Source organism: Streptomyces sp. NPDC101393, assembly GCF_044767385.1.
GTDB lineage: Bacteria > Actinomycetota > Actinomycetes > Streptomycetales > Streptomycetaceae > Streptomyces.
The window spans coordinates 65,540-77,592 of sequence record NZ_JBIWNU010000003.1; the positions used below are offsets into that span (position 1 = coordinate 65,540).

The following is a 12,053-nucleotide window of genomic DNA, read 5'->3' on the forward strand; positions in this document are numbered from 1 at the left end:
CCCTGCGGCCGGCCTGCCGCGCCCCGGATCGTGAACCATCCGCCCCCGCAAGCATCTTGACTGGCGACGACCGCAGCCCCGAAGGTGTACCGGTCAACCGCTCACGATCTTCGGAGGGTTCGCGTGACTCCACGCAGATCCCGTGCCGCCCTCGCCGCCTGCGCGGCCGCGGCGCTGGTCCTTGGCGCCGCCACCTCGGCCCAAGCCATCTCGACAACGTTGTCAGCATCGGCCGGGACGCAGGGATCGCCTGAAGCGCCCGCCGAAGCGGGAGGCCATGCCGCGGAAGCGGGAGAGACTCCCCTGGTCGCCGACCCGACCGCGTATGTCGACCCGCTCATCGGCACCGGCAAGGGCGGCGCGACGGTCGGGGAGATCAACAACTTCCCCGGTACCGCGGCCCCGTTCGGGATGATGCAGTTCTCCCCCGACACCAAAAACTCCTACGCGGGCTACCAGTACCACAGCGACCGCATCCGGGGATTCAGCCTCGATCACGCCTCGGTCGGCTGCAGCGCCTTCGGCGATGTACCGATCCTGCCCGTGACGGGAGCGCTCGGCGATGCACCCTGGGACCGTACGGAGAGCTTCTCGCACAAGGAGGAGACGGCCGAGCCAGGACGGTACGGCGTGACGCTCAAGGACTCCGGTGTCCGCGCCGAGCTGGCGGCCGATACCCGCACCGGCCTGGCCGCCTTCACCTATCCCGCGGGCAGTGACGCAAAGGTGCTGGTCAAGGGTGGTGCAAGCTTCGCCGGCAACACGAAGGCCGACATGAAGGTGGTCGGCGACCGCCGGCTGACCGGCTCGGCGACCACCGGCAACTTCTGCGGCAAGGGCAACTCGTACACCCTGCACTACGCGATCACCTTCGACCGGCCGTTCGCCGCGCACGGCACCTGGGACGGGAAGACCGTCACTCCCGGCAGCGACGCCGTGGACGCGCCCAAGGCGGGGACGTATCTGTCCTTCGACACCGGCAGCGGCGCCGGTCGTACGGTGCGCGCCAAGATCTCCATGTCGTATGTGGACGTGCCGGGCGCAGAGGCCAATATGCGTACGGAGGTGCCGGGTTGGGACCTCGGCGCGCTGGCGAAGGAGACCAGGGAGCGCTGGCGTGAGGCACTGCGCGGCATCCGGGTCGCGGGGCGCGACAAGGGCGAGCTGAAGACGTTCTACACCGCGCTCTACCACTCGCTGATGCATCCCAACACCTTCAATGACGCCGACGGGCGCTACATCGGTTTCGACGACCGGATCCGCACGCTGCCCGCGGGCCGCACCCAGTACGCCAACTTCTCCGACTGGGACACCTACCGGACGCTGGCCCCGCTGCATGCGCTGCTCTTCCCGGACCGGGCGAGCGATATGGCGCAGTCGCTGGTCAACGACGCGCAGCAGGGCGGGTGGTGGCCCCGCTGGCCGATGGCCAACGGCTACACGGGGCAGATGACGGGCGACAACTCCGTCCCGCTCATCGCCAACCTGCATGCCTTCGGCGCGACCCGCTTCGACCTCAAGACCGCCCTGAAGTACCTGGTCAAGGGCGCCACGAAGGTCGATGACACACCGGGCGCGTACAAGGAGCGGCCGGATATCGCCCAGTACGTCCGGCGTGGCTACGCGCCGAACAACGACGCGTCCCGCGGTGACCACCAGCGGGTCGGCGGGTCGGTGACGCTGGAATGGGCGATCGACGACTTCGCCATCGGGCAGCTGGCGCAGGCCGCCGGCGACCGGGGCACCGCGCGGACCTTCGCCAAACGCGGCCAGAACTGGCAGAACATCCTCAACCCCGCCACCGGCTACCTCCAGCCACGCGGCGAGGACGGCCGTTTCCCGGACGGGCCCGCGTTCGTCCCGCCGCCGGAGGGGAAGTTCGGCCAGGACGGCTTCGACGAGGGCAACGCCGCCCAGTACAACTGGCTGGTGCCGCAGAACACCGCCGGGCTGATCGCGGCCATGGGCGGGCGCGCGGCGACCGCCGAGAAGCTGGACACCTTCTTCGCCGGCGATCTCAACTCCGGCCCGAACAAGCCCACCATGTGGGCCGGCAATGAGGTCAACTTCGGCGTCCCGTGGGTCTACAACCATCTGCGGCAGCCGTGGAAGACCCAGGAGACCGTACGCAGGATCGCCACCACGTTGTTCTCCCCGACGCCGGACGGGCAGCCCGGGAACGACGACCTGGGCGCGATGTCCTCCTGGTACGTCTGGGCGGCCCTCGGCCTCTACCCGTCCACGCCCGGCACCTCCGATCTCGCCGTGCACAGCCCGTTGTTCACCCGTGCGGTGCTGGATCTGCCCGGCGGGGACCTCGACATCCGCGCTCCGCAGGCGTCGGCCGGGGCGCCGTACGTGCACGGGCTGCGGCTGGACGGCCACGGGTGGGAGAAGACGTCGCTCCCCCGTGAGATCGTCCGCACCGGTGGACGGCTGGACTTCTCACTCTCCGACCGCCCGGACACCGGCTGGGCGACCTCGGCCGGCTCCGTGCCGCCCTCGTACCGGGAGGGCGAACACGCCTTCCTGGCGAGCGCCACTCCGAACCAGGTCACGGTCGAACCGGGCGGCAAGGCCGCGACATTGACCGTCGATGGGCAGCGACTCGGCGGCAAGGAACGCGAGTTGACCGTGTCCGCCGATGCCCCGAAGGGGTTGAAGGTCACCCCGCGACGGGGTTCCCTGCACCTGGACAAGGCCACCGGGAAAGGGGCGTTGGCGCTCGCGGTGACCGCGGACGCGCACACCGCCGAGGGCTACTACGACGTGCCGGTGACGGTCACCGGCGGCCCCGGCAGCGCAGCCGTGCACGCCTCGGCGATCGTGCTCGTCGCCGCGGCGGACGGTCTGCCCGCGGCGTACGACAACGCGGGCGCGTCGTACGACTCCGACCGGCGCCAGGCCGACTTCGACGGACAGGGCAACAGCTACTCCCGACAGGCGTTGGCCGCGGCAGGGCTCAAGGACGGAGCCCGGGTCGAGGCCGCGGGCACGTCGTTCGGCTGGCCCGCCTCGCCTCCCGGCCGGGACAACAACGCCGTCGCAGCGGGCCAACGGCTCGACCTCGGCGACCGGGCGGCGCACAGCGACCGGCTGACCTTCATCGGCGCGTCCGCCAAGGGCGACCGGCACGGCACCGCGCAGGTGACCTTCACCGACGGGTCCACGGCTTCGGCCGATCTCTCGTTCGGCGACTGGCGGTCGGCGGGTGACGGGGACGGAGGCGGTCCCGTGTTCGGCAACACGGTGGTGGCGCGGACGGTCTACAGCAATGAGGACGCGGGCAAGGGGGCGGCCGCCGAGGTGTTCGCCACCCGCCCCTTCACCGTGCCGGACGGCAAGCGGATCGCCTCGGTGACCCTCCCGAAGGACTCCGCCCTGCATGTCTTCGCCGTGGGCCTGTCGTGAGGCGTTCGCCGTAGCGGGTGTGCGGAATACGGCATGCGGGTGGCCGCCGCACCGGGATCGGGGCTCGGTGCGGCGGCGGGTCGATGCGCTTGCGGGTCAGCGGGGGGGGCGCGGCGGCCAGCCCGTTCGGTCCGGCGCCCACCACGACCGCCGCTTCGCGCACGTCCCCGTTCGTCATGCACCCGGCATGGCCCACGCGCCGCCGGGGCGCGGTTGCACGCGGGGGCCTAGCGTGCCGGGTCGTGGTCCGGACCGCCGGAGCCCGGTGTGGCGTGCGCGGATTTCTCGGCGGCGGCCGCGATATTGCGGGCCATGCCGCCGAACACCGTTGCGTGGAAGGGCGAGATGGCCCACCAGTAGGCGTGGCCGGTCAGGCCGTGGGGGTGGAAAAGGGCCCGCTGGGCGTAGAGGGTGCGGCCGTCCTTGCCGCGGCCGACGGTCAACTCCAGCCAGGCCAGGCCGGGCAGCCGCATCTCGGCGCGCAGACGCAGCAGCCGGCCCGGTACGACTTCCTCGACGCGCCAGAAGTCGAGCGAGTCACCGACCCGCAGCCGTCCCGCGTCCCGTCTGCCGCGGCGCAGGCCGACGCCGCCCACCATGCGGTCGAGCCAGCCGCGTACCGCCCAGGCCAGCGGGAAGGAGTACCAGCCGTTGTCGCCTCCGATGCCCTCCACGACGCGCCACAGGGCGTCGGGGGCCGCATCGACGGCCCGTGCGCGGCGGTCGGTGTAGAGGCTGCCGCCGGACCAGTCCGGGTCGGTGGGCAGGGGATCGCTCGGTGCGCCGGGCACGGAGGCGTTGGACCAGCGGGTCGTCACCTCGGCGTCCTGCACCCGTCGCAGTGCGAGTTCCAGCGCGTCGTCGAAGGCGATGGGCCGGCCCGGCGGGTCGGGGTCCGGTACGTAGCGGGTGATGTCGTGTTCCCGGCAGACGACTTCGTGCCGCAGCGATTCGGCCAACGGGCGGGCGAGGGACGCGGGTACGGGGGTGACGAGTCCGACCCAGAGGCTGGAGAGGCCGGGCGTGAGCACCGGTACGGGGAAGATGAGCCGCTCGGGCAGACCGGCCACGCGCGCATAGCGCTGCATCATGTCGCGGTAAGTGAGGACGTCGGGTCCGCCGACGTCGAAGGCCCTGCTGACCTCGTCGGGCAGGGCGGCGCAGCCCACCAGATAGCGGAGCACGTCCCGTACGGCGATCGGCTGGATCCGGGTGCGGACCCAGCTCGGCGTCACCATGACGGGCAGCCGCTCGGTGAGGTAGCGCAGCATCTCGAACGAGGCGGAGCCGGAGCCGATGATGACGGCCGCGCGGAGCACGGCGGTGGGGACCCCGGATGCCAGCAGGATGTCCGCCACCTCGGCGCGGGAGCGGAGGTGCGGTGAGAGTTCGTGGTCGGGCACGCCCTCGGGGGTCAGACCGCCGAGGTAGACGATCCGGCGCACTCCGGCGGCGCGGGCCTGCGAGGCGAAGATCTGCGCGGCCCGGCGGTCGGTCTCCTCGAAGTCCCCGCCGGTGCCCAGCGCGTGCACCAGGTAGTAGGCGATATCGACGTCCGTCATCGCCTTGCGCACCGAGTCCGCGTCGGTGACGTCCCCGCGCACCACCTCCGTACGCGCCGCCCACGGGTGGTCGCGCAGCTTCTCCGGTGACCGGGCCAGCGCGCGTACGTCGTATCCGGCGGCGAGCAGCTCAGGGGCCAGGCGGCCGCCGATGTAGCCGGTGGCGCCGGTGACCAGGGCGCGCAGGGGCGTCGGGGGGTCCTGTCCGGGGGCGTCGGACATCGGCATGGTGTCTGCCTCCTCCGGGCGGCGTCACGGATGGCGTATATGGCCGTGGGCCGCGGTGCCTGGCGGTGAATGACCGTGATCAATGACCGTGATCGCTGAGCTTTACGTCGCGGCCGGTGGCGGTGCGTCTGCCGCGTCGTTGTGGACGGAGTGGGGGTCGGGGTGGGCCGGGGTGCGGGTGACGGCTTCGGGGAGTGGCCCGAGGCCCAGCAGGCCGCTGACGCAGCGGGTGGTCAGGTCGTGCCAGGCACCCGCCCCGCGCAGCATGGCGTGATCGCCGCCGGGCATGGTCAGTGTGTACGCCTCGGCTCCCGCGGCCCCCGCCCTGGCGGCGAAACGGGCGGTGGCTCCCGGGTCGGTGACGCGATCCCGGTCGCCGTGCAGCAGCACGATGCGCCTGCCAGCCAAGTGTGTCACCGGTTCCTCGTCGGGGCACCACGGCGCCAGCCCGACCACCCCGCGGACCAGGGGGTGACCGGCGACGTGCAGGGCGGCCCGGCCGCCCATCGAGTGGCCGACCAGGACCACGGGGACCTCGCCGAGGAGCGCCGCCAGGTCGTCGAGGGCATACCGCGCGTCCGCGGCGGCGTCGGCGCGGGGGCCGTTCCAGCCGCGCACGCGGTAGCGCACGGAGCCGAGCGCCACCCCTTCGGTGCGGGTGGCGCGGGCTATCGACCGCGCGAACGGCGCCATCCGGCGGCGCGGCAGATTCCAGCGCGTCGGTGCGTCCAGGCCGTCCGCCCGGCCACCGTGCAACAGCAGTACGGCCGCGTGCGGGGCGGCGGGGGCACGGCTGAGCGAGAGGCGCCGCGGCTCGGTGGGGTCCTGCCGCTCGCCGTTCGGCACCTCACCCGTCATCGCGCTCCTCACCCTTCGCCACCGTCCTCACGCACGAAGCCATCCTCACGCACCAACCTCACGCATCCTTCGTCGCCCACCCCGGTCCTCGTCAGCCTCGGTCCGCATCACCCCCGGTCCTCGTCAGCCGCTGTCCTCGTCAACCCCGGTCCGCCTCGGTCACCGGCAGGGTCGGCATGGGCATCGGGATCGGGGTCGGGGTCGGGGACCCGTTTCCGGACGGCGTACGTCGGCCCGATCCTGCCCGGCGGCCCTTTCTGAGGTCGCCCCGTCGGTGGCGCCCTCCCCCGTTCATTCGGAACCGCCGGGTCCGCGGATTGGCCGGCCGGGAGGGGAATGTGCCGGGTACGCGGGATTCGGTGCTCGGAACGGGTCCCGGGGGACAGGGCGCGGCCTCGTGCGGGCCCGCGACATTTCCTCAGGTCAGGCACCTCCTGGTGTCAGGACGTCTGGGGACCGTTCGGCTTCGGCCGGGTCAGGTGCACCGCGGCGTGCGGGTGCCTCGTCATCGCTTCGTCGAGGCTCCAGCCGCGCTGCGCCGCGCAGTCCAGCAATCCGCCGACGCCGAGGGCCCGGTACTGGTGGAAGGGGACGCGGGTGCCGGTGACGGCGGGCTTCGTCTTGGCGAGGCGCTTGTCGACCCGGCGGCGGTGGAACTCCGGGTCGTTCTCGTGGCGCAGCTCGTTCCAGTTGACCCACCATCGGGGGCGTACCAGGAACGGGGCCATGAGGTGGCCCATCAGGTCCGTGACGGGTTTCTCCAGGAACCACAGCACCGCACAGACGATCTCCATCGCCATGGCGAAGACCATGGTGAGGGCGAACACCACGAGGAAGACCAGGGCCTGCAACGGGAAGTGGACGGCCGTTCCGGTGAAGCGCAGCAGCATCTCCGTACGGGAGCGAGGGGGCAGCGGCTGCCAATACGGGGCGAAGGCCGGTGACGGCGGCCCGGCCTCGGCGTGTCCGGGCCGGTCGTATCCGGCTTGGTCATGTCCGGGGTGGGCGAATCCGGCCTGATCGGGCGGGAATTGAGCAGGGTGGGACGGCGAGTGGGGTGGCGTTGCTTGCACGGGCCCATCCCATCACTTCCGGTTCCCGCAGCTCCCACCGGGCGAGACCTGCCCTCAGGGGTCGGTGAGCCCTGTCGGCGCCCCCGTGCTCTCCCGCGCCTCCAGGTGCGGCAGTTCGCCCTGCACGGTGCGCAGCGGTCCGCCGTCGAGAACGGCGAGAAGCTCCTGCGCGGCGAGCCTGCCGAAGCCGGGGGTGTCGCGGGCGAGCGCGGTCAGCCGGGGGTGGGTGACCCGGCACAGCGCCGAGTCGTCCCAGGCGACGATCGAGAGCCCGCCGGGTACGGGGATGCCGCGGCCGGCCGCGACGGAGGCGCCGGCGACGGCCATCACGTCGTTGTCGTAGATGATCGCCGTGGGGGGTTCGGCGGCGTCGAGGATGCGGCGGGTGGCCTCGGCCCCTTCGGCGTCCGAGTAGTCGGTGGTCACCGAGCGGACCTGCCGTGCGTCGAGCCCGCGTTGACCGGCTTCGGCGCGCAGCGAACGGATCCGGCGCTCGGTGTGGGCGAGTCCGGGCATCCCCGCGACGTGCACGATTCGGCGGTGTCCGAGCCCGTAGAGGTGGTCGAGGGCCTGGGCCATGGCCTTGGAGTCGTCGGCCCAGACGGTGGAGAGCAACGGGTGGGCGGTGGCGGTGGGTTCGGGGGTCCGCCGGTCCGTGGGCGCGGCCTGGTCAGGGGCGGCGAGTCCGCCGATGGCGACCGCGGGCAGGCCGAGGGAGGCGAGGAGTTCGGGCCGGGGGTCGTCGGTGCGGGGGTCGACGACGAGGACGCCGTCCACCCGGCGTTCGGCCCACCAGCGCCGGTAGAGCGCGCATTCGGCGTCGAGGTCCTCCACCACCTGGAAGAGCAGCGCGGTCTTCCGTGCGGACAGCACCTCCTGGATGCCGGAGACGAGTTGGAGGAAGAAGGACTCCACTCCCAGGGTCTGCGCGGGGCGGGCGAGCACCAGGCCCGCGCAGCCCGCGCGTTCGCCGGAGAGTGCGCGGGCGGCGCTGTTGGCCTGCCAGCCGAGTTCCTCGGCGACCTGTCGCACGCGGGCACGGGTGTCCTGGGAGACGCCCGGCCGGTCGTTGAGCGCGAAGGAGACGGCGCTCTCCGACACCCCTGCCCGGCGGGCGATGTCCTTGATCGTGGGTCGCCGCGCCGGCTTGCGGCGGGCGGCCTCACCGGGCGCTGTCATGGCGTGCTCTCCTTGTGCGGACTGCGGGCTAAACCGCATTAGTACGCTCAGTCTGATCAGCCCGGTCACGCCTGTCAATCGTCACGTGACCAGGCCTCCCCGTCAGGTTTCGACGGAATCCCGAACCGACGCCCCATGCGGCCGCACAATGCCGTATCGCAGCAGGTCAACCACGCCGAAGGCGACCTCAAGTCAAGAATGGGCGGTCGAGGTATTGACACCTACTAAAACGCATTAGTAGCGTCACCCGCATCGTCAGCCGAGGCCCCGCAACAGACCCCGTATGGGCTTCTCACGGGCCCCGTAAAGGGAACGAAGGGCCTTTTCCGCAACGGCCCGAACACCCCGCACGCCTGCCGTCCCACGCGGCCTGGTCTCCCCTGGGTCCGAACGCCCCCCACGGCAGGCACCGCACCTTCGACATGTTCCTGGTCCGAGCAAAGGAGCCCGCCAGTCATGCGTATATCCCGCCGAGCAGCAGCCGCCACCTCCGCGCTGGTCACCTCGGCACTCGCGCTCACCGCATGCGGGGCCTCCCAAGGCGCCGGCGGATCCGACAGCGCCTCCGGGAAGGTCGAGGGCCAGGTGACCTTCCAGACCTGGAATCTCAAGGCCAATTTCAAGGACTACTTCGAAGGCGTCATCGACGACTTCGAGAAGAAGTATCCGGATGCGAAGGTCAAGTGGGTGGACCAGCCCGCCGAGGGATATCCGGAGAAGCTCAGCGCCGATGCCGCCGGCGGAACGCTGCCCGACGTCATCAATGTGTCCCCCGACCTCGCTTATCCGCTGGCGAAGGCCGGGCTCGCGCTGAATCTGGAAAAGGCTGCCGGGAAATACCGCGGCGAGTATCTGGAAGGGGCCTGGAAAAGCAATGAGATGCCGGGGATGGAGGGCGTTTACGCCTTCCCGTGGTATCTGAACACCGGGCCGATGTTCTACAACAAGGCGCTCTTCAAGAAGGCCGGTCTGGATCCGGAGAAGCCGCCGACGACCTACGACCGGCTCTTCGAGGACGCCCTCACCATGGCGAAGAAGGGCGACCGGAAGACGGCGATGCTCGCGAGCACGCCGTCGATCGAGGACTTCGGACGCTACGGCGTACGGCTGATGAACGCGCAGGGGACCGAGTTCACCTTCAACGAATCCAAGGGCGTCGAACTCCTCCGGCACTACAAGGAGTTGTACGAGGCCGGGGCGCTGGACTCCCAGGCGCTCACGGCGAAGGCCGAGTCCTCCGGCCGTAAGTTCCAGCAGCAGTCGGTGGCCATGAATCCGGGGAGCGCGCTGGATCTGGAGACGTTCCGGAAGGAGGCGCCGAGCCTCTACAAGAACATCGGCATCACGGACGCGGTCAACAACACCGGCAAGGCCAATATGTATGTCCAGGGCCTGATGGTGAATGCGCAGAGCAAGGTCAAGCCGGCGGCCGTCGCGTTCGCGCACTTCGTCACCGACAAGAAGAACCAGATGGCGTTCGCCAAGAAGGTCACGATCTTCCCCAGCACCAAGGGGTCGCTGGACGATCCGTACTTCACCAAGGAGGACGGCACCGACGCGACCCGCGTCCGGGTGTCCTCGGCCAAGTCCCTGCAGGATGCGGTGAATTACACGCCGGTGCTGCTCAGCGACCAGATGAAGACGCTGCTGCGCAATGCCGTCGCCAAGGCCGTGCAGGGCAAGCAGACACCGAAAGCGGCGCTCGACGGCGCAGTCGCGGACTGCAACCGGCTGCTCAAGACCGGCTGAGGCACCCACCATGACCGTAGGAGAAGCGTCCGGCCCGCGCCAGATCCGCACGGGTCCGGCCGGCGGACCCGTGTGGCGCCGACGCGGGCCCGGGATCCGTACCCATCTGCCGTCCAGCCCTTGGCTGTTCCTGGCCCCCGGGCTGCTGATCGTCGCCGGATTCAGCCTCTACCCGTTCCTGCGCACCGTGGTGAACTCCTTCACCGACGCGCGCACGCTCACCGAAGGGCAGTACGTCGGCGGCGCCAATTACCAGGAACTGATCCACGACGCGATGTTCTGGACGGGGCTGCGCAACAGCCTGCTCTACGTCCTGGGCGTGGTGCCGCTCCTGGTGATCCTGCCGCTGCTGCTGGCCATGCTCGTACAGCGCCACCTCCCCGGGATCGGGTTCTTCCGCGCCGCGTTCTACACCCCGGTCGTCGCCTCGGTCGTCGTGGTCGGGCTGATCTGGGTCTGGCTGCTGGACGACCGCGGGCTGATCAACGCGGTGCTGGAAGCCGTCGGTTTCGGCACCGTCGGCTTTCTCAGCGATCCGTGGCTGCTGCTGCTCAGCGCGATGGCGGTCACGGTCTGGAAGGGCCTCGGCTACTACATGATCATTTATCTGGCGGCGCTGGCCAACGTCCCCGGGGAGCTGCACGAGGCATGCGCGGTCGACGGGGCGGGCGCGGTGCGCCGGTTCCTGACCGTCACCGTGCCGGCGATGCGCCCGACGATGGTGCTGGTCGCAGCCCTCTCCTCGGTCGGCGCGTTCAAGGTGTTCTCCGAGGTCTATCTGATGGCGGGCCCGACCGGCGGCCCCGGCGGCGAGGACACCACCTTGGTGATGCTCGTCCAGCAAGTGGGCACCGGCCTCAGCGGCCGGGTCGGTTACGCCTCGGCGCTGTCCGTCGTGGTCTTCGTCATCACCCTCGGCCTGATGCTGCTGGTGTTGCGCGCCAACCGTAAGGAGGACGTATGAGCACCACGACCGGCCCGGAGCGGACCGGGCGGGCGCGCCCCTCGCGTGAGCGGCCCGCCCCGGGCCCTGCCGAACGCGTCGGCCGGCGCCGTCCCGGACGGGTGGCCCGCGGCAGCCGCACCCCGGGGCGCCGGATGCCCGCATGGCAGGTGGTGCTGCGTTATCTGCTGCTGCTCGCGGTGCTGGCGCTGACTGTCGGGCCGTTCCTGTGGCAGCTGTCCACGTCCCTCAAGGGGGCGGGCGAGGACATCTACCGCTATCCGCCGAGCCTCGTTCCGCGGCACGCCACCCTCGACAACTACGCGGGCGTGGCGGACATCATCCCGGTCTGGGATTTCGCGCTGAATTCCCTCAAGGTCGCCACCACGAATGTGCTGACGAACTGTGTCGGCGCGGCGCTGGCCGGATATGCGCTGGCCCGGCTGCCCTTCAGGGGCCGCAAGAGCGCACTTGTCGTCTTCATCATGGCGATGCTGGTGCCGGTGGAGAGCATCATGATCGCCCAGTTCGTGACGATGCGGGACCTCCAGCTCAACAACACCCTCATCGGCGTGCTGCTGCCCGGCTGCATCGGTGCGATGAATGTGCTGCTGATGCGCAATGCTTTCGCGGCTCTGCCGTACGAGGTCGAGGAGGCGGCGTACGTCGACGGCGCCAACGCCTGGCAGCGGTTCGCCCGGATCGCGCTGCCGTCCGTCAAGGGCACCCTCGCCGTCGTCGCGATCTTCGCCTTCATGGGGGCCTGGGACGACTTCCTGTGGCCGTTGATCGTGCTGAGCGACCAGTCGAAGTTCACCCTGACCATCGGGCTGAACTTCCTGCACGGCACGTTCGCCAACAATCAGCGGCTGGTCGCGGCCGGCACCATCATCGCGGTCCTGCCGCTGATCGTGATGTTCGCGTGTCTGCAGCGGTTCTTCTTCCGGGGCGTGGGCGAAGGCGCCGTCAAGGGCTGATGCCGGCCCCGTGGCCGCCCTCCCGTCCGCCCCCTGCGCCACCCGTGCCCTCACCCACCCCCGCCGCCCCGCC

At 70.7% G+C, this 12,053-nt stretch carries 8 protein-coding genes; 4 read left to right on the forward strand and 4 right to left on the reverse strand.

The annotated features are described in order from the left end of the window. The first annotated feature begins 123 nt into the window (after window positions 1-123). On the forward strand, window positions 124-3,411 hold the full coding sequence (locus ACIRQ7_RS10215; RefSeq protein ID WP_404261454.1) for a GH92 family glycosyl hydrolase: 3,288 nt from the start codon (window positions 124-126) through the stop codon (window positions 3,409-3,411). Window positions 3,412-3,638: 227 nt separating this feature from the next. Here ACIRQ7_RS10215 and ACIRQ7_RS10220 read toward each other — a convergent pair whose 3' ends face one another. The 4 genes from ACIRQ7_RS10220 to ACIRQ7_RS10235 all read right to left on the reverse strand — a co-directional run bounded on the left by ACIRQ7_RS10220 (window position 3,639) and on the right by ACIRQ7_RS10235 (window position 8,311). After that, a complete protein-coding gene (locus tag ACIRQ7_RS10220) occupies window positions 3,639-5,201 on the reverse strand; it encodes an SDR family oxidoreductase (RefSeq protein ID WP_404261455.1) in 1,563 nt (520 codons plus the stop codon). Window positions 5,202-5,303: 102 nt separating this feature from the next. Continuing rightward, entirely contained in the window at window positions 5,304-6,059 is a 756-nt protein-coding gene (locus ACIRQ7_RS10225) for an alpha/beta fold hydrolase (RefSeq protein WP_404261457.1), read from the reverse strand. A gap of 440 nt (window positions 6,060-6,499) precedes the next feature. Next, on the reverse strand, window positions 6,500-7,132 hold the full coding sequence (locus ACIRQ7_RS10230) for a hypothetical protein (RefSeq protein ID WP_404261458.1): 633 nt from the start codon (window positions 7,130-7,132) through the stop codon (window positions 6,500-6,502). Between the two features lie 54 nt (window positions 7,133-7,186). Continuing rightward, complete coding sequence (locus tag ACIRQ7_RS10235) at window positions 7,187-8,311, reverse strand: LacI family DNA-binding transcriptional regulator (protein WP_404261459.1); 1,125 nt, start codon at window positions 8,309-8,311, stop codon at window positions 7,187-7,189. Window positions 8,312-8,767: 456 nt separating this feature from the next. On the opposite strand from ACIRQ7_RS10235, the gene ACIRQ7_RS10240 reads away from it, so the two are divergent. The 3 genes from ACIRQ7_RS10240 to ACIRQ7_RS10250 all read left to right on the forward strand — a co-directional run bounded on the left by ACIRQ7_RS10240 (window position 8,768) and on the right by ACIRQ7_RS10250 (window position 11,980). Beyond that, entirely contained in the window at window positions 8,768-10,060 is a 1,293-nt protein-coding gene (locus ACIRQ7_RS10240; protein ID WP_404261461.1) for an ABC transporter substrate-binding protein, read from the forward strand. 10 nt (window positions 10,061-10,070) lie between these two features. After that, entirely contained in the window at window positions 10,071-11,024 is a 954-nt protein-coding gene (locus ACIRQ7_RS10245; protein ID WP_404261462.1) for a carbohydrate ABC transporter permease, read from the forward strand. A gap of 134 nt (window positions 11,025-11,158) precedes the next feature. Continuing rightward, window positions 11,159-11,980: a carbohydrate ABC transporter permease gene (locus tag ACIRQ7_RS10250; protein ID WP_404262281.1), complete on the forward strand. Its 822-nt coding sequence runs from the start codon at window positions 11,159-11,161 to the stop codon at window positions 11,978-11,980. Window positions 11,981-12,053: the final 73 nt, after the last annotated feature.

What these genes read in the sequence shown, in the direction of transcription:
- ACIRQ7_RS10220 (WP_404261455.1), bottom strand. Translation starts at nt 5,201, where the DNA reads ATGCCGATGTCCGACGCCCCCGGACAGGACCCCCCGACGCCCCTGCGC.
- ACIRQ7_RS10225 (WP_404261457.1), bottom strand. Translation starts at nt 6,059, where the DNA reads ATGACGGGTGAGGTGCCGAACGGCGAGCGGCAGGACCCCACCGAGCCG.
- ACIRQ7_RS10235 (WP_404261459.1), bottom strand. Translation starts at nt 8,311, where the DNA reads ATGACAGCGCCCGGTGAGGCCGCCCGCCGCAAGCCGGCGCGGCGACCC.
- ACIRQ7_RS10240 (WP_404261461.1), top strand. Translation starts at nt 8,768, where the DNA reads ATGCGTATATCCCGCCGAGCAGCAGCCGCCACCTCCGCGCTGGTCACC.
- ACIRQ7_RS10245 (WP_404261462.1), top strand. Translation starts at nt 10,071, where the DNA reads ATGACCGTAGGAGAAGCGTCCGGCCCGCGCCAGATCCGCACGGGTCCG.
- ACIRQ7_RS10250 (WP_404262281.1), top strand. Translation starts at nt 11,159, where the DNA reads ATGCCCGCATGGCAGGTGGTGCTGCGTTATCTGCTGCTGCTCGCGGTG.